The organism is Aestuariibaculum suncheonense, assembly GCF_014596935.1.
Lineage (GTDB): Bacteria > Bacteroidota > Bacteroidia > Flavobacteriales > Flavobacteriaceae > Aestuariibaculum > Aestuariibaculum suncheonense.
Map to the genome: position 1 here is coordinate 70,947 of NZ_JACVXC010000006.1, position 26,918 is coordinate 97,864.

Sequence of the window (26,918 nt, forward strand, 5' to 3'; positions counted from 1 at the left end):
ATTGACCTATCTTGGTTCGTGTTTTATAGGTTCATGTTTTTCGGAAAAATCAAGGGCATAGATTTTTTCCAATAATAAATCTTTGCTAACGGGCTTGGTCATATAATCGTTCATGCCTAGTTTTAAAACACGATGTTTAGTTTCTTGCAATGCATCGGCTGTTACGGCTATGATAGGGATGTTCTTGTTGATGTTCAGAGTGCCGTTTCTGATAATATGGGTAGCTTCGTAACCATCCATAATGGGCATTTGTAAATCCATTAAAATAAGGTCAAAGTCAGCGGCTTGCAACATATCAAGGGCCTCTTGTCCGTTATTTGCTATTGCAAAATCGATGGTTTTTGAACTGCTTAAAATTTTACGCATGACCATTTGATTCATTTTATTGTCTTCTACAATAAGTGCATGCAGAGAAAGATTGGAGTTGTTGTTTTGTACAATTTCAGACGCATTGGAAGGAAGGCTTTTCAAATCTAAATCAATAAATACGTCTGTACCTTCATCAGGTTTACTTTTTATATGTAACGATCCTCCAAATAATTCAACAATATGCTTTACGATAGTTAAGCCTAAACCAATACCTCCATACTGTCTTTTATGATTCAGTTTCATTTGGCTAAAACTATCAAAGACATCGTCTTTGGCTTTAGGATCTATACCGATGCCTGTATCTGAAATTTGAAACGAAAAACGACATATATGTTCAAATGGTCTCGAGCAGTTTAGCTTGAAATATACTGAGCCTTCTTCTGTAAACTTAACCGCGTTACTCAGTACATTATTGATGATTTGAATAAACCTGACTTGGTCTGCATAAATTTTTGATGGAATATGTTTGTCTATTTCATAAGTGAATTGCAGTCCTTTTTCAAGAGCTTGAGCTTTCCAGTTTTCGAGAATTTGCTTTAGTCTTGTTGACGGGTTAAACGTTTCTGGATTTAGTTCAAGCTGTTTGTTTTCAATTTTTTCAAAATCAATAATGTCATTAACGTTGCTTAATAAACTTAATGAAGCATTGATAATGGTTTTGTAAGGCTTCCTGCTTTGGTTGTGCTCTATGGATTCAAGTTCATTTTCAGCAATACCCATGATGGCGTTAATTGGGGTTCTGAGTTCGTGACTCATGTTCGACATGAAATAGGTTTTAAGTTGACTAATTTCTTCAGATTTTTTCAGAGCTTCGGCTTGTGATTGTTCTTTCTCAAGGCGAAGTTGTTTTATCAGATTAGTCATCGAAAGTGACAGGAAAATAACCTCAAAGCCAGATCCGAATTTTGCGCTGTTAAGTGTGATGAAATTATTAGGTAGTAAACTGAGATTATTCATCACAAATCCTAATAATCCAATGACTAAAAATAGAATTCCAAAAGAAAAATAAGGGTCTATTTTTATGCGTTTATAACGCATGGTAAAGATGGTTGTAAGTATAAGTAGTAAGCTAAACAAACCATTTAAATTACTAAGGGGATAGGATAATTTTAAAGTGCTTGGTGTAATAAATAGCATTAAAAAGGATATGGCTATAATGCCATATGCTAAGTGAAATCCTTTTAAATAAGACTTTAAATAGTCCTTTACTTTTAGAAAATGTTCACAGTATTTGAGTAAAAATAAATTAGAAGACTGCGCAGCAATTAATACCGCCCTGTCGTTTATATAACCGCCGGAAGGAAATAGATATTCGTGTAGAAACCCATCCAAAGCAGCTTGCATAAGGGCTATGGAAAAAACATAAATACCGTAATACCAAAACGAAATTTCTCTTAAGCTGGTGTAAAAAAATAAGTAAATAATACCTGCTAAAAATAAGAGACCATAAAACAGGCCGTAGAATAGTTGTATTTTATTATTCACCATCCAGAACTCTGTTTCAGAATAAAGATTTAATGGCAAATTAATGGTTTCACCATCACTTTTTAAATGGATATATATCTGTTGAATTTCATTTGGAGGTAAAATTAATTTAAATATGGTGGCTTGATGTTTAACCTGTTTGTCTTTAAAAGGTATTTTGTCGCCGCTTTTAAATTTAGAAATAGTATCGTCACTAATCTGATAAAGGTTTGCAATGTCAGTTATCGGTCTTGCTGTTTCTAAATAATATGACTTGGAAGATTTACTATTATTAACAATTTTAAACCTTAGCCAATAGTTGTTAACAGTAAAACCGACACTATGGTTTCCTGTTTTGAGTTGCTGGTACGTTAAAGAATCATTTTTAATAAGATCTTGAAGGACTAAATCTGAATCGTAGACGTTCACATATTCTGCATATGCATATAAGTCGTTGTTACTTTTTTCTGTGTCAAAAACCTTATTTTGACCAATAAGGCTAAAGCTTATTAAATAGGTAAGTATTAGTAGGTGTTTCACGTTTAGGGCATTATAAACTGCCACTAACCTATAATTTATTTTATTGACAATATCTTTTTTTTGATAAACGTGTAATAACATCGATTAAAAGAAGGGGCTGTCGCTGCTAAAATTAAAAAGGTGGTAAATACCACCTTTTAGCTGTATTTATTTTCCTAACATTAATAGTTCGTTGCAAACCACTTCTGTAATGTAGCGCTTGTTTCCGTCTTTATCGTCGTAGCTTCTCGAGGTAAGTTTGCCTTCAATCGCTATTTCTTTGCCTTTGCTCACGTATTTTTCAATGATCTTAGCAGTTTGTCCCCAGGCGACTAAATTGTGCCATTGCGTATCGGTGATTTTTTCGCCTTTGTTATTCGTGTAGCTCTCATTTGTAGCAATGGTAAATTTAGCCAGGGTTTTACCGGATTCTAAATTCAAAATTTCAGGATCATTTCCTAAGTTACCAATCAACTGTACTCGGTTTCTAATCGTATTCATAATTTTTAATTTTAAGGTTAAACAGTTAATACTATCGAGTTCTTATGTTTCGACAAGGCAAAGATGCGACGCCTTTCAAAGGTGATTCGGTTTTTACTTGTTTAAATTCGTTTGTAAATGTTTGTAGTCGTTTGTAAACGAATAATTTGTATATTTAAGAACCAAGAACCAAGAACCAAGAACCAAGAACCAAGAACCAAGAACCAAGAACCAAGAACCAAGAACCAAGAACCAAGAACAAAGAACAAAGAACAAAGAAACTAAACCGTAAATATTAATATGAAGCAATGTTTAGAATGTGGAGAAAAAATCGTTGGTCGCATCGATAAGAAATTCTGCAGCGATGGTTGCCGGAATGCGTATAACAATCGGGTGAATAAGGATAGTAAAAATTTAATTCGAAATACGAATAACAGACTTCGTAAGAACTACAGGATTTTAGAAACGTTCAATCCGGAGCAGAAGACAAAAACGTCCCGAGCTAAGTTAATAGAAGCAGGATTCGATTTTAATTATTTTACCAGTATTTATACCACCAAAACCGGCACGATATATTACTTTGTTTACGATCAGGGCTATCTGCCATTGGAAGGGGATTATTATGCCTTGGTTAAGCGTGAAAGTTAGTGTAAACAAAAAAGCTTCTGGAAAAATAAACCAAAAGCTTTAATGTTGGAAGTAATTTTGCTTATCTCTCTACTTCCAATTTTGTCCTTTTAACTGCATGGCAGCCTTTAAAATATCTTTCTGACTAATTTGTCCTACCAGTTTACCATTTTCAACAATTGGAAAACGGCGTCGTTTGGCTTGTAAAAATTTATTGGCAGCATCAAAAATATTCATGTTTCCATCTATGGTTTCCACATTTTTAACCATGTGGTTTTCGATGGTATTGTCTTGCATTGGCATATTGTAATAACGACTTTCACTAATTTGCTTGATGCAGTCTCCTTCAGATATAATCCCTACTAATTCATTATGTTCGTTAACTACTGGTCCGCCAGAAATCTTGTTATGTATTAAAGATTGCATAACACTTTCTATGGTTTGGTCGGGAGTAAACGTAATCAAATCTGTAGACATATAATCGCTCACTTTTAAAAGGGTTTCATCAACAGCGTGAGCCTGTTGCTTTCTTGCACCTTGAAAACTTTTTATTCCCATAATATTTAATTTAGTAGTTCTAAATATAGTTCTTTTTTTCAAGTAATCCTAAGAATGCGTTTTTTCGTTTTTAACAATTTTTATAAGTATTTATGGGGAGTTCAATTTGTAAAAGCAATTATTGATGGTTTTTTACTTGGTTAACTGTTAATTTTTTATAGTTTTAGCATCCTAAAAAAATAGAAACACATGAAGAGAGTATTAGTTATGGTTTTATTGACTTGTGGAATGACGATGGGTGCCCAAAGTAATTCTGACTTAATAAAACATTTTGAAGCCTACTACAAACAAATGCAAAAGCAAGGCGATGTTCAGGGAATTATTAACGGATTAACGCATTTAAACGTATTGTCGCCATTAGCTGACCGCGTGGATACGCTGGCTTATATTTACATGCGAGAAGGTCAGTACGTGCAGGCGCTTAATACGATTGGAATTGATAAAAAAATGGATGATTCTGATATGGCTCTTGAAGTTAAAGCCATTTCACTTAAAGCGGTAAAACGTCCGGAGTTAGCTCTTGGGTTTTTTCAGGAAATCTTTAAAAGAGATCCCAATCCACATTTGGCTTACGAGTTGGCAGAATTAAACCTGCAAACACAGCAAATCGAAGAAGCCGATAAAAATATTACCTATGGCTTGGCTAATGCGAAAGACGATATGAAAAAGGCGTTTTATGAAACACAACAGCCTTATGAGGTTTCGCTGAAATCGGCGTTTATGTATTTACAAGCCTTGTCCTTGTACAATAAAGACAGAAAAGCCAATATTGATGGTGCCGTAGATATTTTAGATGCAGCGTTTAAAGAATCGCCTAATTTTAACTTGATTCAAATTACCAAAAACGAGTTGTTAAGACAAAAGCAAATGCTTCAGGCACAAGCCGCGGAAGAGAAAAAATAATTTTAGTGTTAAAGTAAAAAAGGGTGTTTTCTTATTTTAGAAAACACCCTTTTTTTATTACCAGATTTTTACACGTTTACTAGGTTCTAAATATAAACTGTCAGTGTCTTTAATGTTGAATGCTTCATAAAAAGCGTCAATATTTAATAGTGGTTGTACGGCTCTGGTCATGCCAGGAGAGTGCGGATCGGTTTTAATTTGATTCTTTAAAGCGTCGTCTCGCATTTTAGTTCTCCAAACTGTTGCCCAGGACATGAAGAAACGTTGCTCGGCAGTAAAGCCATCAATGTCTTCCGGTCTTCCATTATCCTTAAAGCTTAATTGTAAGGCATCATAAGCAGCATTTACACCACCTAAGTCCCCAATGTTTTCACCAAGGGTAAACGGCCCGTTAATATTGGTTTCAGGTAACACCTGAATAGCGCTGTACTGGTCGGCTAAATCTTTTCCTAAGGCTTCAAATTGTTTTAAATCTTCATCAGTCCACCAGTTGTTCAGGTTTCCGTTTTTGTCGTAACGTGCCCCGGAATCGTCAAAACAGTGTGAAATTTCATGACCGATAACAGCACCAATGCCTCCATAGTTGACAGCATCATCTGCATGAAAATTAAAGAATGGCGGTTGTAAAATAGCGGCAGGGAATACAATTTCGTTAAACGACGGATTGAAATAGGCATTCACCGTTTGTGGCGACATACCCCAACGGCTTTTATCTACCGGCTGTCCTAAATCTTCTAAATTCTTTTTGTGACTCCAGGCGCTTACATTTTGCATGTTTTGAGAAAACGATCCGTTTTCATCCGTGGAATGGATTTCTAGATCAGAGTAGTCTTTCCATTTGTCTGGGTAAGCAATTTTGACGTTTAAAGCCAATAGTTTTTCTACGGCTTTTTCTTTAGTTTCTTCAGTCATCCAAGACGCATTTCTAATACGATTTTCAAATGCTTTAATCACATTAGCAATCATTTTCTCGGCACGAGCTTTCGCTTCGGCTGGGAAAACTTCGTCTACGTAAAGTTTGCCTAACGCTTCACCAACAGTACTGTTAACCGTTAATAAGGCTCTTTCTTCTAACGGACGCTGTTGTTTTGCACCACGTAATGTTTTGCCGTAAAACTCAAAGTTGGCGTTTTCTATTTCGGTACTTAAAGTTCCTGCAGATCGGTTAAATAAGGACCAGCGTAAATAGGCTTTCCAGTCGTCCACATTATTCTCTGCAAGAATGTTTTGTAGTGCTTCGGTGTATTTTAGCTCGCTTACAATAATGGTATCAATGCTTTTTACGCCAATACCTTTAAAATAGGTGTTCCAGTTAATGGCAGGAACCATATTTTGTAATTCGGCGATAGATTTTGGATTGTAGCGTTTACGGGCATCGCGGCGTTCAACTTTATCCATTTTAGGTTCAGCAAGACGTGTTTCGAAAGCTAAAATACGTTTCGCTTGAGCGCTAGCTTCCGCTTCTGTATCGCCTAAATATTGAAGCATTTTGGTAATATGTGCCACGTATTGTGCTCTTTTGTCTTTAGAATCAGTATCATCTTTTACATAGTAGTCGCGATCAGGAAGTCCTAAGCTACCTGAACCTAAATAAGCTGAGTTGATGTTGCTGTTTTTGGGGTTTGTTCCTACGAAAAAACCAAAGAAACCAATGCCGCCAGTAGGTTCTTTCTCGATTAAAAAGGCTTCAAGGTCATCAATATTTTGGATAGCCTCAATCTTTTTTAAATCGGCTTTAATCGGATTAATACCAAGTTTATTTCTGCTAATGGTATCGATGATGCTTTTGTAAAGGTCTATGGCTTTTTGCTGATCTGATCCCGGAAGGACTTCACTTTTTTTAATGTCTTTATTGTCAGACATAGCATGCTTTAGAATGGCAAGTGCGTCTTCATCGGTTTTTTTTCTTAGCTCATTAAAGCTACCCCATCGGGTTTGATCGTCTGGAATTTGAGTGGTTTCTAACCATTTACCATTAACGAATTTGAAGAAATCGTTCTGTGGTTTTACAGAAGGATCCATAAACTCTAGGTTAATACCCGGTGTTTGGGCGACTTGAGTGGTGTCGTTTTTAGCTTCATTTTTACATGATGAAATTGCTAAAACCAACGATAAGCCTAAGAATGGTCTTAGATTTAAGTTTGTTTTCATATACTGATTTGGTTAAATAATACGGCCCAAGTTACTATTGTTAGTCGTTAACAGGGTTTTGATTATGAAAATCTTAACAGAAAATGAGCGAACAAACGTGTTAAAATAAAAATTGGATTACGGACGTTCAAATACGTTCTTATCGGCTTCCATTTTTTTATTCATTTGAAGGTTTAAATTAGAAAAAGCCACAAGAAATTCTTTAAGGGTTGCCAGAAGTTCATCGCGATGTGTAGTTGATAAACCTGAAAAACTTTGCAGTTTGTAGAGTTTGGTTTCAAAAGCATTAATGCGTGCTTTAACGGCATCGGTATTTACTTTTTCAGGAATGTTTTTATTGAAATCTTTTAGGAGCGCCGTTATGGCCTCGTCGTTATCATTAAAAAAACTCAAATCGCCTTTTTTAACGTTGTTAACCACATCGTTTATTTGGGTGTATTCGTTCCAGCTAAGTATGGCTTCTTCGGTTTGACGGTCCAGTAGAAATTCGGTGTATTTAAGTTTGGAAATGTCACTTTCGGTAATTTCAGATGTATTTACAGAAGGATCAGTAGTTGCTTCCTGATTTTGCGATTGCTTACAGGCAATGATAAAAATGAAAACGCTTAAAAGACTTAAAAATTTAAAATGCATAGGTTTTAAATATAAATACAACGACAAAGATATAGGAATAGTTTAGTAATATTAAAAATACATGCTGATGAAATCGAAAATGTTTTCGGTCGAAAATGAAAAGTTTTCAATAAAATCTTAGTAAATTTAAATAATGTATATAAAACCCTGTCGAAATGAAACCTAAAATATTAATAATTGGTGCTTGCGGACAAATTGGTTCAGAATTAACATTTAAGCTGCGTGAAATGTACGGCAGCTCGAATGTGATTGCAAGCGATATTAGCTATAGTAATTTAGGGGTGGTTAATACCGGGATTTTCGAAGTGGTTGATGCGCGTAGCTATTCCAGTATTAAAATTTGTGTCGATAAATATCAGATTGATACCATTTATTTGATGGCGGCGATGTTAAGCGCTACTGGAGAAAAATACCCCATGAAGGCCTGGGATTTAAATATGGAATCGCTGTTTCATGTGTTGAATCTGGCGAAATCCAATGTGATTAAAAAAGTATTTTGGCCGTCGAGTATTGCGGTTTTCGGACCCACAACGCCTGTTGAAAGCACGCCGCAGTATACCATTATGGAGCCATCTACCGTTTATGGTATTACCAAGCAGGTCGGAGAGCGCTGGTGTGAGTATTATTTTAATAAATATGGCGTAGATGTAAGAAGTTTACGGTATCCGGGAATCATAAGCTGGAAAACGATGCCCGGTGGTGGTACTACCGATTATGCCGTTGAAATTTATCATAAGGCTGTAACCGACGGGGCTTATGAATGCTTTTTGTCTGAAAACACCAAATTGCCCATGATGTATATGAACGATGCCATTAAAGCTACGGTTGATATTATGGAAGCACCGGCTGAAGCGATAAAAGTAAGATCGTCTTATAACCTGGCCGCTATGAGCTTTACACCTAAAGAAGTTGCACAGACTATTCAGGAGATTTACCCCGATTTTAAAATGTCCTACAGTCCGGATTTCAGGCAGGCTATTGCCGATAGCTGGCCCAGAAGTATAGATGATACGAAAGCCAGAGCCGACTGGGGCTGGCATCATGAATTTGAACTTCAGGATATTACCAGGGAGATGTTATTTCAATTGGATAAAAAGTATCATAGTCCTCTGAAAAAATCGAATTAATTGTATCTTTGACTTTTCCCATATCTTAATTCAGTATTATGTTAGAGAATATTTGGTTTAACATAGAGTATGGTATAAACCACGTACTTGATATTAAAGCCTACGATCATGTTTTATTTCTTATCGTATTAACAGTTCCGTATTTATTTAAAGACTGGAAACGTGTGTTTTTACTGGTGTCTATGTTTACGTTAGGGCACACTTTGTCTTTAGTTTTAGCGACCTATGGTATGGTAAGTGTAAATGCTGCTATTGTCGAGTTTTTAATTCCTATAACCATTTTAATTGTTGCCTTGTTTAACGTGTTTACCTCGGGGAAAGGCGCTCAAAAAGAAAAAGTAGGCGTTTTGTTTTTGTCGACTTTATTTTTCGGGTTGATTCACGGCTTAGGCTTCGCCAGGGAATTTAAAATGCTTCTTGGTGAATCTGATAGTAAACTGGTATTGTTATTGGAATTCGCTTTAGGTATTGAAATTGCACAAATTATTATTGTGTTTATCGTGTTGTTTTTAGGGTATTTGGTACAAACCATTTTTCGTTTTTCTAAACGCGACTGGATTATGGTCATCTCGGCTATTGTGGTGGGCTTGGTGATTCCAATGATTTTAAATAGTGATTTTCTGTCATAACTTAGAAATCAAGCACTTTCATCCCAAATTATAGAAACTTTCGTAAAAGTTTAACGAACTAAGGTTGTAATTAAAATACGAACCAAGTATATTCGTTATATTATTTCGCGTGAAGGATCGAGGTAGCTGTTGGAGCTCTTTATTTTATGAAATAAAAGCGACTACCGAAATACTTGTATTCACGAGTTCATTAATTTAAAAGTTTTAAATACGAGTAAAACCTGATTGCCAAGAGGCAACACGCCAAAAACAAAATAGATTCATGCCGAAGATTAAACAGCTTAAGTACGATAAGGCGTATTTAAGAATTGCTAAAGAATGGGGGAAATTGTCTTACTGTAAACGCCGTCAGGTAGGCGCGCTTATTGTAAAGGATAGAATGATAATTTCCGATGGGTATAATGGTACGCCATCGGGTTTTGAAAATTTTTGTGAAGATGATGAAGGCTACACCAAATGGTATGTGTTGCATGCCGAAGCTAATGCGATTTTAAAAGTAGCTGCATCGACACAATCTTGTAAAGGAGCAACCTTGTATATTACTATGTCACCGTGTAAAGAATGTAGTAAATTAATACATCAGGCTGGTATTGTAAAGGTGGTGTATCAGGATGCTTATAAAGACGACTCCGGACTTAAATTCTTAGAGAAAGCAGGTATAGAACTCAAACAAATTGAAGATATAGACGCTTAATGTCCAGTAATAAAAAATACTTGCCCTTAATTTTAGGTGTCGCAATAGCGGCAGGGATTTTTATTGGTGGAAAGTTAAATTTTAGCGATTCGCCCGACCGTTTGTTTTCTACCAATAGCAAAAAGGATAAGTTAAACCGACTTATTGATTATATCGATTACGATTATGTTGATGACATTAATACAGATAGTATTGTTGATGTAACGGTAAACGGTATTCTGGAGAATCTCGATCCGCATTCCGTTTACATTCCAAAAGAAGATATGCAGCGCGTTGCCGAAAATATGAAAGGTGATTTTATTGGTATTGGCGTTAGTTTTTTTCCGGTTAGAGATAGTATTGCAGTAATTCGAACCATCGAAGGCGGGCCAAGTGAAAAGGCAGGCATAAAAGGAGGTGATCGTATTTTAATGGCAGATGGCGATACGCTTTACGGAGCTAATCTGAAGAGTGATGACTTGGTCGATAAACTCAAAGGGCCGGAAAATACCAAAGTGCGATTAAAAGTCTACAGAAGAAGTGAGTCTAAACTTTTGGACTTTACGGTGAAACGCTCGAGTATTCCTATTAAAAGTGTGGATGCGGCTTATATGCTCACAGACAAACTGGGGTACATAAAAATTAACCGGTTTGCAGAATCAACCTATAAAGAGTTCAAAAAGGGCTTAGATAAATTGTTAGCTCAGGGCGCTACCGAAATGGTATTAGATTTACGCGATAATCCGGGTGGTTTCCTTGGGGTAGCCGAGCAGATTGTAGATGAGTTTTTAGAGGATGAAAAACTAATTCTGTTTACGAAAAACAAACGTGGCCATATCGAAAAAAACTTCGCCACCAGTAAAGGCGATTTTGAAAAAGGGAAGCTCTTTGTTTTAATTAACGAAAATTCGGCATCAGCAAGTGAAATTGTGGCCGGCGCACTTCAGGATAACGATAAAGGAACTATTGTTGGTCGTCGTAGTTACGGTAAAGGTTTAGTGCAACGCGAAATGGATTTAGGCGATGGCAGTGCGGTGCGTTTAACCGTGTCACGTTATTACACCCCAACCGGACGTTCTATTCAGCGTTCATACGATAAAGGAAACGACGATTATTACCACGATTATTTTGAGCGCATAGAAAGTGGAGAGTTGTTTGATTCTGATAAAATTAAAGTGGCAGACTCACTTCGGTTCACAACGCCTAAAGGCAAAGTGGTTTATGGGGGTGGCGGCATTATTCCCGATGTATTTGTGCCTATAGATACGAGTTTACAAAATGAAACTTTAACCTTTTTACAACGCAGTGGCTTTATAAGCAACTTTGTGTTTGTGGAGTTGGATAAAGATCGAAATGCTTACAGTCATATTTCTCGTGATGACTTTATCAATAGTTTTATGGTAAGTGATGAAATGGTCTTTGATTTTCAGGATTACGTAAATGTGCGTACTAATACTAAAATCACTTTTGTAGCATACCACGATGAGGTAAAGCAATATATTAAAGCAGCGCTAGCCGATCAGTTATATGGTGATGGTGCTTTCGAACAGATTATCAATCAGAGTGATATTATGATTGATGAGGTGATTAAATTAAGTGAAACCAACGAGTAATTAGTTATCTATTTTATCGTGAACTTTCGCGTCTTTCCCGTCATTCCAAAGCGTTAAAATGTCGGTAGCCACATGTGCACCGCTGCCCGAACAAATAGCAAACTGACTGCGCCATCCGGCTAACGATCCGGCAACATATAGGTGCTCTTCAATGAAATGATTGGTATTTTTCAGCCAGATACGCTCTTTTTCAATGGGTGATCTGGGATGTGGTTCAACGAAGACTTCTAAACCTTTAATGTGCATTAAATTAGTGTAGCCTACGGCAACGACGACAAGTTTGGCGTCGTAACTGTTTTTGTTGGTGTTAACTATAAATCCGTTTTCAGTTTTTGTCAGTTCCAGAACTTTTTCACCTTGAATTTGGTTGACGTGAGGATATAATTCAGCGAGTTGCTGTTTGCCGCTTTCTAAAATAGATTTGCCTGTAGTTCCTGGGTTTAGCCCCAGTACATTATTGAATAAGGCTGTTTGCAGATGCGATGTTTTCTGGTGTGCAATAATACCAATCTGTTTGTCTTTAGCGTAAGCTTTGTCTTTAGCAGATCCTAAAACTAATGCGCAAGACAAGCCGGCTGCACCACCTCCAATAATTAAAGCATCAAACTTCATATTAACGACGTTCTTTTACTTTTTGTTCAATACGTTTAGATGTGTATAAAATAAGCATGATTAAAATGGCGCAAAGCGATGCTAAAATGGTAATTAAAGCAATGGTACTTTCGCCTTGTAATGGTGCGCTGAAGTCGATTTTTGTGACATTAAACGCCACAAGAGCTAAGGCTAAAACACTAATGATAATGGTTGCTATTTTCATTTTAAGAAGTTTTAAGTTAAATCAAATAAAGCCTTAATGTTATGAGCAAACAGTTTTACAGCTATCGCTAATAAAATAACTCCGAATACTTTACGGATGATGTTAATACCATTCTGACCTATAAGGCGCTCAATCTTTTTAGAAGTTTTGAGCACTACAAAAATAATAATAACATTTAAGAGTACGGCAACAATTATATTTTCAGTGCTAAACTCGGCACGTAGTGATAGTAATGTGGTTAAACTTCCTGGTCCGGCAATTAAGGGGAAGGCCAGTGGGAATACCGTTGCTGACATGGCACTATGTTCTTCTTCTTTATAAAGTGTGATGCCTAAAATCATTTCTAAAGCAATAAAGAATAAGATAAAAGAACCCGCAACCGCAAAAGAATTGACATCAATACCTACCAGGTTTAAAATACTTTTTCCTAAAAATAGGAACATAATTAAAATAACGCCGGCGATAATTGAGGCTTTACCACTTTGAATGTGTCCCATCTTTTTTCGTAAATCGATAATAATAGGAATGTTACCAATAATATCGATAACTGCAAAAAGAACCATAAAGGCTGTAAAAATTTCTTTAAAGTTAAACTGCATAACGTCGCATTTTTAATTTAGTAACAAATGTATAGCAATATGATAAATAACAATAGTGTTTTAAAGATAAAGTTTCGTTATTTTTGCAGCCGAAAAGCGGATTAGAAAAGTATGTTTCAATTAGGAAAAACCATTGTCTCTGAAGACATTATAGAAAAGGAATTTGTGTGTAATCTTTCAGCATGTAAAGGGGCGTGCTGCGTTGATGGTGATGCTGGAGCGCCATTGGATAAGGAAGAAGCGCAAATTTTAAAAGAGATTTATCCTAAGGTGAAACCGTATTTGCGTCAGGAAGGTATCGATGCTATTGAAGCACAGGGTACCTTTATTACTTCTGAAGACGATGGTGAATTAGAAACGCCTCTGATTAATGGTGCCGATTGCGCTTATGTAATTTACGACGACAAAGACGTAGCGCTTTGCGGTATTGAAGCTGCTTACCGAAATGGTGATGTAAACTGGAAAAAACCCGTATCCTGCGAATTGTACCCAATTCGTGTTCAGGATTACAGCGAATTCTCGGCTGTGAATTATCATAAATGGCAAATTTGCGACGACGCTTGTTCGTTAGGAAAGGAATTACAGGTGCCGGTTTACAAATTTGTTAAGAACGCTTTGATAAGAAAATTTGGAGAGGACTGGTATATGGAATTGGAGAAAATAGCTGAAGCTAAATAATCCTCTAAAACACCTTTAAAACAAAGGGTTTTACGCTCGTAAAACTTTTAATTTCTGTAAACTTTTTGGAAAAACAAAAAATGTAAATTATTGATTTTCAGTAATTAAACATTTTTTATTTGTAAACTTCTTATTGTCAGTAATTTTCATAATTGTTAAAAACTTTTAAACAATGTTTATAACTAAAGCTTTCATTTTTAACATCATTTTCCAATATTTGTTACTCCCAAATCGATTAAAAATTTTCGTTAAACTTTAAAATTTAAAATACTCAAAAACAATGTCTCAGGCTATCGAACCCATCCTCCAAGAAAATAAAGATCGTTTTGTAATATTCCCAATTCAGCATCATGATATCTGGGAGTGGTATAAAAAATCAGAAGCAAGTTTCTGGACCGCTGAGGAAATCGATTTACATCAGGATTTAACAGATTGGAAAGATAAGTTGACCGATGATGAGCGTTATTTTATAAAACACATCTTAGCATTCTTCGCCGCTAGTGATGGTATTGTAAACGAAAATTTAGCTGAAAACTTCGTAAATGAAGTGCAGTATAGTGAGGCGAAATTCTTCTACGGATTTCAAATCATGATGGAAAATATTCATAGTGAAACCTATTCTCTGTTAATTGATACTTACGTAAAAGACGAGAAAGAAAAAGATATTCTATTCAACGCTATTGAAAATTTCCCGGCGATTAAGAAAAAAGCAGACTGGGCTTTAAAATGGATTGAGTCTCCAAGTTTTGCCGAGCGTTTAATTGCGTTCGCAGCAGTAGAAGGGATTTTCTTCTCGGGAGCATTCTGTTCTATTTTCTGGTTAAAAAAACGTGGTTTAATGCCTGGTTTAACCTTCTCTAACGAGTTAATCTCAAGAGATGAAGGGGTGCACTGCGATTTTGCGGTACACTTACATAACAATCACTTGGTAAATCAGGTGCCTAAAGAGCGTATTAAAGATATTATTGTTAATGCTTTAGATATCGAGCGCGAGTTTATCACCGAGTCGTTACCGGTTAGTTTAATTGGTATGAACTCGAAATTAATGACACAGTACTTGGAATTTGTGACCGATAGATTGTTAGTCGAGTTAAACTGTGAGAAAGTGTATAACGTAGGCAATCCGTTTGACTTTATGGATATGATTTCGTTACAGGGAAAAACCAATTTCTTTGAAAAACGTGTGTCTGAATATCAAAAAGCCGGAGTTCTTAACAAAGAAGAAGATAAAGATAAGTTCTCTTTCGACGAAGATTTTTAATTAAAAGTCTTTTCGAAGAACCACTTATTATGCTATAAAAGTATCATCTCATGCCTTACAGGGCATGAGATTCAAACAAAATTTTATTTATCCAACTAAGTCATCTAAGTGTTAGTCAGATTATTGTGATTAATATTTGGAAATATCTAATTAACCCTTTTTCTGAAGCTGTAATCAGGAAAACCAAAACACGTGTAATACTATGTATGTAATCAAAAGAGACGGCAGAAAAGAACAGGTTATGTTCGACAAAATCACCGCTAGGGTGCGAAAATTATGTTACGGATTGAACGAGTTAGTAGATCCATTAAAAGTAACAATGCGAGTAATTGAAGGACTTTATGATGGTGTAACCACGAGCGAACTTGATAATTTAGCTGCTGAGATTGCTGCAACCATGACTACGGCACATCCAGATTATGCGCGTTTAGCAGCACGTATCTCTGTGTCTAACTTACATAAAAATACCAAAAAGACATTCAGTGAGGTCATGCACGATCTTTACACGTATATTAACCCGCGTACGGGGCAGGAAGCACCGCTTTTAGCTGACGATGTGTATAAGGTGATTATGGATAATAAAGACGTATTAGACTCTACCATAATTTATAACCGTGATTTTGGGTATGATTACTTCGGGTTTAAAACATTAGAGCGCTCTTATTTATTAAAGTTGAATGGAAAGATTGCCGAGCGTCCGCAACATATGTTAATGCGTGTGGCTGTTGGTATTCATTTAGACGATATCGACTCTGTAGTGGAAACGTATGAGTTAATGTCTAAGAAGTATTTTACTCACGCAACGCCGACCTTATTCAATTCAGGAACGCCAAAACCACAAATGTCGTCTTGTTTCCTTTTAACGATGAAAGATGACAGTATTGATGGTATTTACGATACACTAAAGCAAACCGCAAAAATATCACAATCTGCAGGAGGTATTGGTTTGGCTATTCACAATATCCGTGCAACAGGAAGCTATATTGCCGGAACCAACGGAACATCGAACGGAATTGTACCGATGTTAAAAGTATTTAACGACACAGCGCGTTATGTAGATCAGGGAGGTGGAAAACGTAAAGGAAGTTTTGCGATGTACATCGAGACCTGGCATGCCGATATTATGGATTTCTTAGATCTTAAGAAAAACCACGGTAAAGAAGAAATGCGTGCACGCGATTTATTTTACGCGATGTGGATTTCAGACTTGTTCATGAAGCGTGTGCAGGAAGACGGTCCTTGGACTTTAATGTGTCCAAACGAATGTCCTGGGTTAGACGAAGTTCACAGTGAAGCATTCGAGGAATTATATTTAAAATACGAAAGCGAAGGCAAAGGGCGTAAAACCATTAAAGCCCGTGAACTTTGGGAGAAAATTTTAGAATCTCAAATCGAAACCGGTACGCCTTACATGTTGTACAAAGATGCTGCAAACCGTAAATCGAATCAGCAGAATTTAGGAACGATTCGTTCATCTAACTTATGTACTGAAATTTTAGAATATACCTCTCCCGATGAAGTTGCGGTATGTAACTTAGCGTCAATTGCGTTACCAATGTTTGTGAAAAATGGCGAGTTCGATCATAAAGAATTATACCGTATTACAAAACGTGTAACGAAGAACTTAAACCGAGTAATCGACAGAAACTACTACCCTGTAATTGAAGCTGAAAACTCGAATATGCGTCACCGTCCTATTGGATTAGGTGTGCAGGGATTGGCTGATACGTTTATTAAATTACGTATGCCATTCACCAGCGATGAAGCAAAACAGCTTAACCAGGATATATTTGAAACGCTTTACTATGCAGCTGTAACAGCAAGTATGGAAGAAGCTAAAGTAGATGGGCCGTATCAAACTTATGAAGGCTCTCCTATTAGCAAAGGACAGTTTCAGCATAACCTTTGGAATATTAAAGATGAGGAGTTAAGCGGTAACTGGGATTGGGAAAAATTACGTGAACAGGTGTTAAAACATGGTGTGCGTAACTCACTTTTAGTAGCGCCAATGCCAACGGCTTCTACATCTCAGATTTTAGGAAATAACGAATGTTTTGAGCCATATACCTCTAATATTTATACACGTCGTGTGTTATCAGGTGAATTTATTGTAGTAAACAAGCATTTATTAGAAGACTTAGTTGAATTAGGACTTTGGAATGAAGGTTTAAAGCAAGAGATTATGCGTGCTAATGGTTCTGTACAAAATGTAGATGTGCCGCAGCATATTAAAGAGCTTTACAAGACGGTTTGGGAGTTAAGCATGAAGGATATCATTGATATGTCTCGTCAGAGAGGTTACTTTATCGATCAGTCACAATCCCTTAACTTATTTATGGAAGGTGCAACCATGGCGAAATTAACGTCTATGCACTTTTACGCCTGGAAAAGCGGCTTAAAAACAGGAATGTATTACTTGCGTACCAAGAGTGCGGTTGATGCAATTAAATTTACCTTACAAACGAGTAAAAAAGAAGAGCCGGTTGCTCAGGCTGTAGAGCTTAGTGAGGTGAATATTCAAGCGCAGCAGGAAAAGCAAAACATTGCCGCAAAAAACGCTGCTAAATTTTCGAAGCAAACTCAGGCTGAAGTTGATGTGCAGCCTTTAACCCCTGAAGAAATGAAAGCCCTGATTGCACAAGCTAAAGCCGGACAAGGCGACGACGATTGTGTGATGTGTGGCTCATAATGATAAGCATTCTATTGACGCTTTATAATGGGCTGAGAATGATTTTTTAATTAAGTGTTATATTATGAAAAAGCACCTCGAAAGAGGTGCTTTTTTAGTTTATTTAAAGCCAAAACTATTTGTATTGGCATAAGTATGCGGTTTGCGTACTTACCTTCACTAAAAAGCTCTTATGGGCTTCTATTTGGTAAGCTTCACCGGCTTTATAAGTAACCCATTCTGGTGCGTCTGGTAATTTTACGGTCATTTGCCCTTCTATCACGGTCATGGTTTCGTGTAACGAGGTTGAGAATTCGTATTCGCCTGGTTCCATAACGCCTAAAGTCGATTTTCCGGTCGCCGAAGTGTAGCCTAAAGATTTGACATTGTCGTCAAAATAACTGTTTTCTGAAATCATAATTGGTTGTTTTTTACAAATGTATATAAAAATGATAGGAATTACGATGTATTCTTGCGTAGGCAGTCATAAAAAAAAGCCTGCGATATTCTCACAGGCTTTTTTTTATAAAGTAAGGTTTATTTAAGCTTTTGTTTCTTCAGCTTTAAGAGTCGCAGGTCGAACAGATCCGTCGTGTGCCTGATCGTATTCTTCAAGAAGATTCATTGTAGCATTTAATAAATCTTTTGTTTCTAATAATAAACTGAAGTATAAGGTTGTGTTTTTCGGACTCGACTCTTCAGTGCGCGTACGTTCAACCTGTTTTTGAATTTTGTTAGTCACTAAAGAAGTGATTTCAGCTTTTCTTCCTAAAATCACAGAGATTTGCTCGAAAGATTGCGTGTTGAATGCATTCTGTACGTTTGTAAATAACCTTTCGAAACGCTCATCAACTTCCTTAAGCTCTTTTATCTGATTGAATTTTAGTTTTTTATGGTTGTTGTTAATGTGCTTATGACTCACTTTAGAGATGTATTCTAAAGACTGAACCATATCTTGTAAATACCCTAAAACGTGAATGTAGAAGTTACTTGCACCAACACTGGATTCATCTAAATTTTTAATGAAATAGAAGATGTTATCTCGCAATTCATCAACTTCATTTGATAGTTTTATAATCTGAGTTTTGTTTTTCTTTAATAGCGTTAAATCTTGTTTTGCTAAACCGTTAATCGCGTTGGTATAAATTTTGTTTCCACGTTTTACAACATTTGCGATGTTTTTAGAACTTTCGTGAATAACACCCTGAATAGAACTATTCTCGGAATGCGTTAAACTATCTTCAGCTTTAATTTCAGAAGCCGTTTTTCTGTGTGCAATATAGTTTCTCGCTAATAAAACAATAGCAAGTAATAATAAAACCGGTACCATTACAGATACATTCCAGTTGATTAAGTAGGCGATTAAACCAGCAGCGATAAAGGCAATAAATGCAGTAAAGAACCAACCACCAATAACGTTTAAAACCCCGGCAACACGGTATACAGCACTTTCGCTACCCCAGGCTCTGTCGGCTAAAGACGAACCCATAGCCACCATAAAGGTTACGTAAGTTGTAGAAAGCGGTAATTTCATAGAAGTCGCTAAGGAGATTAACGCCGCAGCAACAGTTAAGTTAATAGCCGCTCTAACCATATCGAAAGCAGGTAATTCGTGCGCTTTCTTTTTAGATACTGAAATTACTGGTTTTTCAAATTGCTTTTCGATTTTCTCCTGCCAAGATCCAGGTAAAATAAAAGAGGTCATTTGCGACATAGCAATAGCCGATCTTACAAAACCACGAGACAAGAAGTTGGGTTGGAAACGCTCTTTACCTTCACCTTCTCTGGATAGGTTAATCTCTGTTTCAGTCACTTTTTTAGCTTTCGATGAGAGCCACAAAGTAGCCACCATAACTAATCCTGAAATGACCAACATAATGGTTGGCGTAGGTACTTTTTCTGCTAATACACCCATACTAAAGGCATCGGCAGCAACACCAGAATTTACCCAGGCGTTATAAGATTGATAACCAGCAATAGGCACACCAATAAAGTTAACTAAGTCGTTACCGGCAAAGGCTAATGCTAAAGCAAAGGTTCCTACAGCAATAATAACTTTGTATATGTTAGCCTTTAAAAATGTCATTAAGGCGAATGAAATTAAACTCCATAACACAAAACTTAAAGACACAATTAGTAATACTTTTTCTTCTAAGAATTTGCTGAGTTTCATGCCGCCAAGCATGTCTAACTCCTGACTGGCAAAAGCCGTTCCTTTAATTCCCTTTAAGAAAATAAAGTACGTGATTGAAGCTAAAGCTAAACCACCAAAAACAGCACCAACCCATTTTGCTTTATTTAAAAAGTTGTAGGATAATAACAAACGTGTTACCCATTGCACAATAGCACCCACCGAGAAGGCAACCACTACCGAGAGCAGAATACCAAAAATAATGGACGTGGCTTTAGAGGTATTGATGTAATTTACAACATCGGCAAAGTTTCCGTTTTGGTGAGCAATTTTAATAAGTGCCATAGCTACAGAAGCTCCAAGTAATTCGAATACAATGGAAACCGTCGTAGATGTAGGCATACCAACGGTATTAAAAAAGTCTAAAAGGAGAATATCCGTAATCATTACGGCCATGAAAATGATCATAATTTCATTGAACATGAACTCGTGCGGATTGAAAATTCCTTTACGGGCGACCTCCATCATACCACTTGAGAAAATGGCCCCAACAGCAATACCAATACTGGCGACAATCATTATCGTTTTAAACGAAATGGCTTTCGATCCAATAGCGGAATTTAAGAAGTTTACCGCGTCGTTACTTACCCCAACAACCAAATCGGCAATTGCCAAGATGCCCAGGGCAATAATCATAAATAAATAAATATTTTCCATTTTTTAAATTCGAAATAGTTTGCAAATATCTTTAGTGTTTCTAAATATTATGTTAATATAATGTTAAGTTTAAAAATGGATATCGCACTGAAGCCTGTACATAATTTGACCATTGTTGGTCGGAACATCTAAATAACTAATATCAGTTTGAACCTTTAATTTGTGACCAGATATAAATTTTGATAAACCTAATGTATACTGTGTTTCGGGATCTTTACCGGTAACATTTTTGTCTAATTCAATATGGGTATATCTACCAGTAACTTCCCAGTTATTTTTAAATAAATACCCTGCCATAAGATTGATACCTTTACCTACCTGTACCTCCTGACCTGTCAAGGTCCCGTCAGCATTTTTAGCAATCGGATCGTCTGCTGTTCTATCTGAATATTCACCCATAAATGAGATGCCTTTGTATTTAAACATGGCGTCTATAAAGATAGTGGAAATATTTGTTTCATAAAGGCCTTCAGCAGTTTCCATATAAGATCCTAGGTTTCCACGCTCTCTAACCGCATTATTGTTGAAATTGTAGGTGGTACCTATGGCCAATTTAGGCGTTTTTTCGCGTTTCAAATCAGATCCGGTATAGTCTCCTTTGCTCTCAAAACTTCCGAAAGGGTATAATTCCACACGACCAGTATATTGATGTCCGCCTTGGTTACCAGTAGTTACATTTCTACCCTCACCTTGAGAAATCGATAGTACTTCTTTTACAATAAATTTTTCTGAAAGGTTGAAGTGGTGTCTTAACTGAAGTCCCATATCGCGGTCGATGTTAAAACGACTGTTTAATAACGAACGGTCTACCAATTGTAAATCTCCTGAAGAAATAACACGTTCGCGGTTACCCGGTAGTTTGGTTTGTCCGGCCCATAATACAAAGTTTCCTGCAAAGTTCCATTTTAAAACAGCATCCATAATGTATCTTGGAGAATTACTGGTATATGCTGATACACCAGACATATCGCGGTTAGATAATCCCAACTCAACTTTATACTGAAGTTTTGGAGAAAAGGCAAAACCATCAAATTTTAGACGTGAACGTCTAACTAACATATTGCTTTCTGAAGATTCACCATCTTGCCATGTAGAAGTACCTAAAAGCTGCATTCTGAATCCAACTTTCATGGTCCAAGAACTGTCTTTTCCAACTAGATTAAAAAGTCCTTTTCCAAACTTTGGGGCATTTGCTTCCTGTGCATAAATCATACTTGTAGCCAATACAAATACGGCTACGAGGCTCCATCTAAATTTCATAATTTTATTCTTAGTTTTTGTCGCCGCAAAGAACTTATATTAAAATGAGTTGTATGTTTCCTTAATGTTAAATGTACGTAAAATAAAAGAGACTACCTCGGCCAAAGGTAGTCTCAATAGAAATCATAATAATGTAGTCGACAAAAACTAATAGATTATATGAAATACTAAATGTTGTCTTAAGACTTAGCCAAATATCAGCGATTTAAATCATTTAAATGTAACCCTAATATTAAGTAATTATTAATTCGTTAATGTTAAATTTTAACATGTAAACTGTTGTAAATGAGTAGTTGTGGTGGCTAGTGTTAAATTAATGTTATCCCAACATTGATTAAATGTTACGAAATGTGTATATTTACTGTATAAATGTTAAATACCCCATGATTATGAAGAAGTTTATTTTATCTCTAGCCTTTTTAGTAACTGTGGTTTCTTTTGGTCAACAAAAAAGAGACCTAAAGTTTAATAAAGACACTAACTTAATTGAGGTAACTTACTATCATGACAATGGAGTGGTAAGCCAGACAGGCTTTTACACTGCAGATGGTAAATTACAAGGTGAGTGGTTAAGCTTTAATGAAGAAGGCAAGAAAACGGTTTCTGGTAATTATGATAATGGGAAAAAAGTCGGCAAATGGTTTTACTATACTGGTGAAACTGTAAAAGAAGTAGATTACAAGGCTAATCAAATAGCAAGTTTAAAAGAAACCAATGTTAAAAACGATAAGGGTCTTTAAAACGTAAATACTAAAACATAAAAAAAGCATCTCGATCGAGATGCTTTTTTTATGTTTTAAGGATTTGTTTTGCTTATAATTTGACAACTACAAAGCTTTGGTTAGCCCAAGAGAAAACTGATAAGTCTGCTCCAATACCAGTTTTAGTAGAGATTGTGTTATCAGCAGTAACCGTAATTCCATCAGTAATTTCAGTGACTGTACCATCGATGTCACCACCAACTTTATCCGTACCTACGTTTCCTTGTGAAACAGCATTTGTGATTGTTACAGTACCATTACCTTTGTCATCGTTAGTATCTATTCTGTTTCCAAAAGAAGCTGTACCATAAGCAGCAAATAAGATGTTGTCTATAGTTGCAACTGTACCACGTCTAATTTCAGCACCCCCTTTTAATTGAACGTCTGGATTAAGGTTAAGAATGGTAACATTTTTTAAAGTAGGTGTAGAAATTGGAGCAGCAGTAGGGTCTGAACTATTACTGTCACCTTCAATGCCTCTTGGATCTTCACTAGCAGCATCGAACCCATCGTTACGAACACCAAAAGCATTGTTTATTGTTCCAGTGTATCCGTCAGTCCAGTCGAACATATCATCAGCAATGTTAGCGCAGTAAACATTAGTTACATTTACAGTACCTCCGAAGAACTCAATACCATCATCGTTACCATTGTTTACGATAATATTGTTAACTACTGTTCCACTACCAACACCAAAGAAAGAAATGCCGTTAAATTCTTGCTCACCATTAATTTTAGCACCGGTATACTCAGCAATTACATAACTTAATTCACCAGAGTTATCAGTATCTTCAGTCCCTCCGTATAATAATCCAGCAACTTCAGATTCTACATCAGTACCCTTGTTAGTTTTGGCTTTACCAGCTAATACAAGACCACCCCAATCTCCTGCTTTAGGAGAAGCAGCATCAGAAGTAAATTTTATAGGTAGTGAAGCAGTTCCTTTTGCGATAAGTTTAGCACCTCTTTCAACAGCTAAGAATACATCAGTTCTTCCGCTTTTCGCTTTAATTACCGTTCCTGGCTCAATAGTTAAAGTAGCTCCAGACTTTACAGTTAAAGAACTTGTTAGAGTATAATCAACAGATGCTAATAAAGTAGCATCTTCAGAAATTTCACCTTTTAATTCATTGTCTGTGATAGCACCACCTCCGTTACCTGGATCGATAGTTCTGTTATCGTCATCACTTGAACAAGAGAAAATTGAGGCAGCTACTGCAACGATTAATAAGTTTTTTAAGTTTTTCATTTTGTTTTCTATTTTATTAGTTTCCTAGTTTTATTGTTCTGCAAATAAAAGACCCAGGTTTAAATATAGTTTGAAGCTAACATTAGTATTAGGTTAAGAAATTAGACTAATGTTAAGTTAATGTTTACTATTGTTTTAAGTCTTTTTGTCTTAATAAAAATCCCTCTATTATTTTGTGATATTAGAGGGGTTAATAATTGAATTTTCTTTCAAGATTATAATTCGTAAGCGATTCCTACAGAGAAAGAAGTTCCTCTTTTGTATGAATTCATGGTTAGCTTTTCCGGGATATCTCTGTATCTATCAAAACTTGGGTTTAAAATGTTTTTAACATTGAATTTCATTCCTAAGTTTTTGTTGAATTTGTGACTGAAAACGAAGTCTAATAATGGCACGCCTTTTTCAACGATGTTTTCTTTAAAGTTTGTTCCGATACTATAAACTTTATCACTTTGGTAGTTGAAAACTAAAGTAGATATTGTTTCTTTTTCATTAACATTAAATCTGTACGAAATATCAGCATTAACTGTTAATGGCGCAGCACCTTCTAATTCTGAGCTACCTCCGGTATAGTTAAATAATGTATTGTTAGTATTGAATTCAAGTTTAGTTTTCATTAAAGTAGCATTACCGCCTAATGTAAGATTCTGAGACTTGTCATCATCAGATTCAACGGTAAATAAATCTACTTTACCTTCTAATTCTAAACCAAATACAGTAGCGTCTCCAGAGTTATCGAATGTGAAAGATCTTTCAATAGCAGAGTTTCTTTCTAATCGGTTAATTGAATTCTGGATTAACTTACCAAATATACCAATAGAGATTAACTCACTTTTGTTTGGGAACATTTCAAATTTAAGTTCTCCATTGTAGTTGTCTGATGGATTTAATAATGGGTTACCACTTTCTTGATAGTTAATTCCTTCGTAAGTAAACGGTGCAATTTCTTTAAACTGTGGGTAGGTATAAGTCATACTTCCTGAAGCTCTTAAATTAATCTTATCGTTTAATTGATATTTTAAGTTAAGCGTAGGTAAAACATACTGTTTATCTAACGCAATTTGACTGTTGCTAGAGAATCCTGGGAAACTAATGTTTGTATCCCATTCTACATCCATTTTAATATCTTCAGCACGTAAACCAACATTAGCAGTGAATTTGTCACTAAAGTTGTAAACAGCATCGATAAAAGCAGCATGAATAGTTTTCTTAGCATCGTATAACTGCGGTAAATATGTTTCAGCATCGTCACTGTTTCTACCACGAGAGGTTTCTACGCCAAACACACCATTAGCTAAATTGGTTTGGTTGAAAGTAGCATCTAAGTTATTTACATCAACAAATGTTGTTCTTGGATTGGTGAAGTTATGGTCAAAATAAATACCATCAAATTTTCTGTCAGTAATACTTCCGTTGTATCCTAAAGTAACTTTTCCTTTATTTTCGTAACGTTCACCTAAATATTTAACAGCATTTAAGTTGCCTGCGATACTGTTTTCAAAAAGGTTTCCGTAAAATCTACTATTATCTCTTACTGCATTTTGTGAAATTCTAGTAGTATTGGCATCATTATCAATAATGAAAGTATTCTTTCTTCTGTCTGGTTCATCATTATAAATAGCATTGTAACTTACAGCTGCATTAACATCAAATGATTCTCCAAATTTATGTTCAGACATTAATTGGTTAACAAATAGTTTGTTTTGTACTTCAGTTTGTAATACAAGATTAACCAATCTATTATCATCATCAGGTCTTCCTATATCAGGTGTTGTACCTAAGTAATCTTCAATCTTTTGAGAATTTGAGTGTACGAATAAGTGGTTGTAGCTTAAATTGTGGTTATTGTTAATCTTATAAGATACATTACCCATTAACATTTTTGACGCACTGTAGCTGTACGTTTTTGTATCAAAAATAGAACCTACGTTAAGAGTGCCATCATCATAAATATCAACAATTGCATCAGAAGTACCATCTTGGTAAGCATATTTGTTGTCAAAAGATCCTACTAAAAAGAAGCTAAGGTTACTTTGGTCTGATAAGGTGATTTTTCTACCATAGTTGATTGATAATCCCATATTAGGATTAGCCGTTCCTGTATTTGGAGTAAAGCTGTTATCGAAGCTGTAGGTATTAAGGTTTCTTACTTTATGGTGAGTATTTGAGTTTACACCAAACCAGTTTGCACCATCGATAGTTTTAAAATCTTTAAATGTAGTTTGTGTATTAGCTCCGGAAGAAAGACTCACCTTAAATAAAGACTTTTCGTTTGTTACTTTACTAACAATATCAACACTTGCTCCGGCAACATCTGAAGACATATATGAAGAAAATGCTTTACCAATACCAACACTTTCAATAATATCTGAACTAAATAAAGATAAATCAATATTTTTATTTCTAGGATCATTCGAAGGTAATGATAAGCCATTAAGTGTTGTAGAATTGTATCTGTCTCCTAAACCTCTCACATAGATTTTACTTGAACCTTCTTGTTTGTTAACACCAGTAACTTTTAAAGTGGCATCGGCAGCATCAGAAACAGCTTTTTTACTTAACTCCTGAGCACCAATAGCTGTTTTAATTTCTACAGCTTTCTTTTGCTCCAATAATAAAGCCGTTTCACTTTCACGTTTGGTTGTTGTGGTAATAACCACTTCGTCTAAAGAGGCCGCACTGGCACCCATAGGTACGTTTACTTCGGTGACTTTACCAGCTGTAACAGTTACAGCAATTTCTTGAGTTTCGTAACCCACGAAACTAAATATTAAAGTGTAGTTACCCGCCTGTAATCCTTCAAGACTATATAGTCCGTCAAAATCTGAAGTTGTACCCGTTGTGGTCCCTTTAATTAATACGTTAGCAAAAGCTAATGGTTCGTTATTATATTCTTTGTCAGTAAGTTTACCAACCACAGACCCTGTGGTTTGGGCGTATGAAATTGCTCCTACTAAAAGCATGAGCAACACAGTCATTTTTTTCATGAATATTAGTTTTTATCTAGGTGCAAATAACGTGACGTTATATG

23 protein-coding genes are annotated in these 26,918 nt (G+C 35.9%); 10 read left to right on the forward strand and 13 right to left on the reverse strand.

Annotated features, from left to right (window positions below; translation table 11 throughout):
* Positions 1-6 precede the first annotated feature (6 nt).
* Both ICJ84_RS14120 and ICJ84_RS14125 read right to left on the reverse strand, forming a co-directional pair.
* A complete protein-coding gene (locus ICJ84_RS14120; protein ID WP_188217061.1) occupies positions 7-2,373 on the reverse strand; it encodes a 7TM diverse intracellular signaling domain-containing protein in 2,367 nt (788 codons plus the stop codon).
* A 147-nt stretch (positions 2,374-2,520) separates the two neighbouring features.
* The gene (locus tag ICJ84_RS14125; protein ID WP_188217062.1) at positions 2,521-2,853 is read right to left on the reverse strand and encodes a single-stranded DNA-binding protein; all 333 of its coding nucleotides are present in this window, start codon (positions 2,851-2,853) and stop codon (positions 2,521-2,523) included.
* A 279-nt stretch (positions 2,854-3,132) separates the two neighbouring features.
* On the opposite strand from ICJ84_RS14125, the gene ICJ84_RS14130 reads away from it, so the two are divergent.
* On the forward strand, positions 3,133-3,480 hold the full coding sequence (locus ICJ84_RS14130; RefSeq protein ID WP_188217063.1) for a hypothetical protein: 348 nt from the start codon (positions 3,133-3,135) through the stop codon (positions 3,478-3,480).
* A gap of 69 nt (positions 3,481-3,549) precedes the next feature.
* Here ICJ84_RS14130 and ICJ84_RS14135 read toward each other — a convergent pair whose 3' ends face one another.
* Complete coding sequence (locus ICJ84_RS14135; protein WP_188217064.1) at positions 3,550-4,017, reverse strand: CBS domain-containing protein; 468 nt, start codon at positions 4,015-4,017, stop codon at positions 3,550-3,552.
* A 189-nt stretch (positions 4,018-4,206) separates the two neighbouring features.
* Here ICJ84_RS14135 and ICJ84_RS14140 point away from each other — a divergent pair, with 189 nt between their 5' ends.
* Complete coding sequence (locus ICJ84_RS14140; RefSeq protein WP_188217065.1) at positions 4,207-4,920, forward strand: tetratricopeptide repeat protein; 714 nt, start codon at positions 4,207-4,209, stop codon at positions 4,918-4,920.
* A 57-nt stretch (positions 4,921-4,977) separates the two neighbouring features.
* Here the strand turns inward: ICJ84_RS14140 and ICJ84_RS14145 are convergent, their stop codons facing one another.
* Entirely contained in the window at positions 4,978-7,071 is a 2,094-nt protein-coding gene (locus ICJ84_RS14145; RefSeq protein WP_188217066.1) for a M13 family metallopeptidase, read from the reverse strand.
* Between the two features lie 117 nt (positions 7,072-7,188).
* A complete protein-coding gene (locus tag ICJ84_RS14150; RefSeq protein ID WP_188217067.1) occupies positions 7,189-7,704 on the reverse strand; it encodes a hypothetical protein in 516 nt (171 codons plus the stop codon).
* A 155-nt stretch (positions 7,705-7,859) separates the two neighbouring features.
* Here ICJ84_RS14150 and ICJ84_RS14155 point away from each other — a divergent pair, with 155 nt between their 5' ends.
* From ICJ84_RS14155 to ICJ84_RS14170, 4 genes are all read left to right on the forward strand, one after another.
* Positions 7,860-8,831 (forward strand): NAD-dependent epimerase/dehydratase family protein, encoded by a 972-nt coding sequence (locus ICJ84_RS14155; protein WP_188217068.1) that lies wholly within the window; start codon positions 7,860-7,862, stop codon positions 8,829-8,831.
* 38 nt (positions 8,832-8,869) lie between these two features.
* Positions 8,870-9,460 carry a HupE/UreJ family protein gene (locus ICJ84_RS14160; RefSeq protein WP_188217069.1) on the forward strand — a complete coding sequence of 197 codons (591 nt, stop codon included), beginning with the start codon at positions 8,870-8,872 and terminating at the stop codon, positions 9,458-9,460.
* Between the two features lie 262 nt (positions 9,461-9,722).
* Complete coding sequence (locus ICJ84_RS14165; protein ID WP_188217070.1) at positions 9,723-10,154, forward strand: deoxycytidylate deaminase; 432 nt, start codon at positions 9,723-9,725, stop codon at positions 10,152-10,154.
* Positions 10,154-11,746, forward strand: coding sequence for a S41 family peptidase (locus ICJ84_RS14170; protein WP_188217071.1), 1,593 nt, complete (start codon positions 10,154-10,156; stop codon positions 11,744-11,746). The genes ICJ84_RS14165 and ICJ84_RS14170 overlap by 1 nt, the downstream gene beginning before the upstream one ends.
* Here ICJ84_RS14170 and ICJ84_RS14175 read toward each other — a convergent pair whose 3' ends face one another.
* The 3 genes from ICJ84_RS14175 to ICJ84_RS14185 are packed head-to-tail and all read right to left on the reverse strand — an operon-like array spanning position 11,747 to position 13,162.
* Positions 11,747-12,358, reverse strand: a complete 612-nt coding sequence (locus ICJ84_RS14175; RefSeq protein ID WP_188217072.1) for an FAD-dependent oxidoreductase — start codon at positions 12,356-12,358, stop codon at positions 11,747-11,749. It lies immediately after the preceding gene.
* 1 nt (position 12,359) lies between these two features.
* Positions 12,360-12,563: a hypothetical protein gene (locus ICJ84_RS14180; RefSeq protein WP_188217073.1), complete on the reverse strand. Its 204-nt coding sequence runs from the start codon at positions 12,561-12,563 to the stop codon at positions 12,360-12,362.
* A gap of 11 nt (positions 12,564-12,574) precedes the next feature.
* Positions 12,575-13,162 carry a MarC family protein gene (locus ICJ84_RS14185; protein WP_188217074.1) on the reverse strand — a complete coding sequence of 196 codons (588 nt, stop codon included), beginning with the start codon at positions 13,160-13,162 and terminating at the stop codon, positions 12,575-12,577.
* Positions 13,163-13,273: 111 nt separating this feature from the next.
* On the opposite strand from ICJ84_RS14185, the gene ICJ84_RS14190 reads away from it, so the two are divergent.
* The 3 genes from ICJ84_RS14190 to ICJ84_RS14200 all read left to right on the forward strand — a co-directional run bounded on the left by ICJ84_RS14190 (position 13,274) and on the right by ICJ84_RS14200 (position 17,790).
* Positions 13,274-13,840, forward strand: a complete 567-nt coding sequence (locus ICJ84_RS14190; protein ID WP_188217075.1) for a DUF3109 family protein — start codon at positions 13,274-13,276, stop codon at positions 13,838-13,840.
* A 280-nt stretch (positions 13,841-14,120) separates the two neighbouring features.
* Positions 14,121-15,101, forward strand: a complete 981-nt coding sequence (locus ICJ84_RS14195) for a ribonucleotide-diphosphate reductase subunit beta (protein ID WP_188217076.1) — start codon at positions 14,121-14,123, stop codon at positions 15,099-15,101.
* 202 nt (positions 15,102-15,303) lie between these two features.
* Positions 15,304-17,790, forward strand: a complete 2,487-nt coding sequence (locus tag ICJ84_RS14200) for a ribonucleoside-diphosphate reductase subunit alpha (RefSeq protein ID WP_188217077.1) — start codon at positions 15,304-15,306, stop codon at positions 17,788-17,790.
* Positions 17,791-17,905: 115 nt separating this feature from the next.
* Here ICJ84_RS14200 and ppnP read toward each other — a convergent pair whose 3' ends face one another.
* The 3 genes from ppnP to ICJ84_RS14215 all read right to left on the reverse strand — a co-directional run bounded on the left by ppnP (position 17,906) and on the right by ICJ84_RS14215 (position 21,877).
* Positions 17,906-18,187, reverse strand: a complete 282-nt coding sequence (gene ppnP / locus ICJ84_RS14205) for a pyrimidine/purine nucleoside phosphorylase (protein WP_188217078.1) — start codon at positions 18,185-18,187, stop codon at positions 17,906-17,908.
* 123 nt (positions 18,188-18,310) lie between these two features.
* Entirely contained in the window at positions 18,311-20,617 is a 2,307-nt protein-coding gene (locus ICJ84_RS14210) for an inorganic phosphate transporter (protein WP_188217079.1), read from the reverse strand.
* 69 nt (positions 20,618-20,686) lie between these two features.
* On the reverse strand, positions 20,687-21,877 hold the full coding sequence (locus tag ICJ84_RS14215) for a porin (protein WP_188217080.1): 1,191 nt from the start codon (positions 21,875-21,877) through the stop codon (positions 20,687-20,689).
* A gap of 389 nt (positions 21,878-22,266) precedes the next feature.
* On the opposite strand from ICJ84_RS14215, the gene ICJ84_RS14220 reads away from it, so the two are divergent.
* Positions 22,267-22,617, forward strand: coding sequence for a toxin-antitoxin system YwqK family antitoxin (locus ICJ84_RS14220; protein ID WP_188217081.1), 351 nt, complete (start codon positions 22,267-22,269; stop codon positions 22,615-22,617).
* Positions 22,618-22,690: 73 nt separating this feature from the next.
* Here ICJ84_RS14220 and ICJ84_RS14225 read toward each other — a convergent pair whose 3' ends face one another.
* Complete coding sequence (locus ICJ84_RS14225) at positions 22,691-23,887, reverse strand: hypothetical protein (protein ID WP_188217082.1); 1,197 nt, start codon at positions 23,885-23,887, stop codon at positions 22,691-22,693.
* 215 nt (positions 23,888-24,102) lie between these two features.
* Positions 24,103-26,874, reverse strand: coding sequence for a TonB-dependent receptor (locus ICJ84_RS14230; RefSeq protein ID WP_188217083.1), 2,772 nt, complete (start codon positions 26,872-26,874; stop codon positions 24,103-24,105).
* Between the last annotated feature and the right edge of the window lie 44 nt (positions 26,875-26,918).

Bases quoted from the DNA above. Each gene is read 5' to 3' on its own strand.
- ICJ84_RS14125 (WP_188217062.1), bottom strand. From the start codon at position 2,853: ATGAATACGATTAGAAACCGAGTACAGTTGATTGGTAACTTAGGAAAT.
- ICJ84_RS14130 (WP_188217063.1), top strand. From the start codon at position 3,133: ATGAAGCAATGTTTAGAATGTGGAGAAAAAATCGTTGGTCGCATCGAT.
- ICJ84_RS14135 (WP_188217064.1), bottom strand. From the start codon at position 4,017: ATGGGAATAAAAAGTTTTCAAGGTGCAAGAAAGCAACAGGCTCACGCT.
- ICJ84_RS14140 (WP_188217065.1), top strand. From the start codon at position 4,207: ATGAAGAGAGTATTAGTTATGGTTTTATTGACTTGTGGAATGACGATG.
- ICJ84_RS14145 (WP_188217066.1), bottom strand. From the start codon at position 7,071: ATGAAAACAAACTTAAATCTAAGACCATTCTTAGGCTTATCGTTGGTT.
- ICJ84_RS14150 (WP_188217067.1), bottom strand. From the start codon at position 7,704: ATGCATTTTAAATTTTTAAGTCTTTTAAGCGTTTTCATTTTTATCATT.
- ICJ84_RS14155 (WP_188217068.1), top strand. From the start codon at position 7,860: ATGAAACCTAAAATATTAATAATTGGTGCTTGCGGACAAATTGGTTCA.
- ICJ84_RS14160 (WP_188217069.1), top strand. From the start codon at position 8,870: ATGTTAGAGAATATTTGGTTTAACATAGAGTATGGTATAAACCACGTA.
- ICJ84_RS14165 (WP_188217070.1), top strand. From the start codon at position 9,723: ATGCCGAAGATTAAACAGCTTAAGTACGATAAGGCGTATTTAAGAATT.
- ICJ84_RS14170 (WP_188217071.1), top strand. From the start codon at position 10,154: ATGTCCAGTAATAAAAAATACTTGCCCTTAATTTTAGGTGTCGCAATA.
- ICJ84_RS14175 (WP_188217072.1), bottom strand. From the start codon at position 12,358: ATGAAGTTTGATGCTTTAATTATTGGAGGTGGTGCAGCCGGCTTGTCT.
- ICJ84_RS14180 (WP_188217073.1), bottom strand. From the start codon at position 12,563: ATGAAAATAGCAACCATTATCATTAGTGTTTTAGCCTTAGCTCTTGTG.
- ICJ84_RS14185 (WP_188217074.1), bottom strand. From the start codon at position 13,162: ATGCAGTTTAACTTTAAAGAAATTTTTACAGCCTTTATGGTTCTTTTT.
- ICJ84_RS14190 (WP_188217075.1), top strand. From the start codon at position 13,274: ATGTTTCAATTAGGAAAAACCATTGTCTCTGAAGACATTATAGAAAAG.
- ICJ84_RS14195 (WP_188217076.1), top strand. From the start codon at position 14,121: ATGTCTCAGGCTATCGAACCCATCCTCCAAGAAAATAAAGATCGTTTT.
- ICJ84_RS14200 (WP_188217077.1), top strand. From the start codon at position 15,304: ATGTATGTAATCAAAAGAGACGGCAGAAAAGAACAGGTTATGTTCGAC.
- ppnP (WP_188217078.1), bottom strand. From the start codon at position 18,187: ATGATTTCAGAAAACAGTTATTTTGACGACAATGTCAAATCTTTAGGC.
- ICJ84_RS14210 (WP_188217079.1), bottom strand. From the start codon at position 20,617: ATGGAAAATATTTATTTATTTATGATTATTGCCCTGGGCATCTTGGCA.
- ICJ84_RS14215 (WP_188217080.1), bottom strand. From the start codon at position 21,877: ATGAAATTTAGATGGAGCCTCGTAGCCGTATTTGTATTGGCTACAAGT.
- ICJ84_RS14220 (WP_188217081.1), top strand. From the start codon at position 22,267: ATGAAGAAGTTTATTTTATCTCTAGCCTTTTTAGTAACTGTGGTTTCT.
- ICJ84_RS14225 (WP_188217082.1), bottom strand. From the start codon at position 23,887: ATGAAAAACTTAAAAAACTTATTAATCGTTGCAGTAGCTGCCTCAATT.
- ICJ84_RS14230 (WP_188217083.1), bottom strand. From the start codon at position 26,874: ATGAAAAAAATGACTGTGTTGCTCATGCTTTTAGTAGGAGCAATTTCA.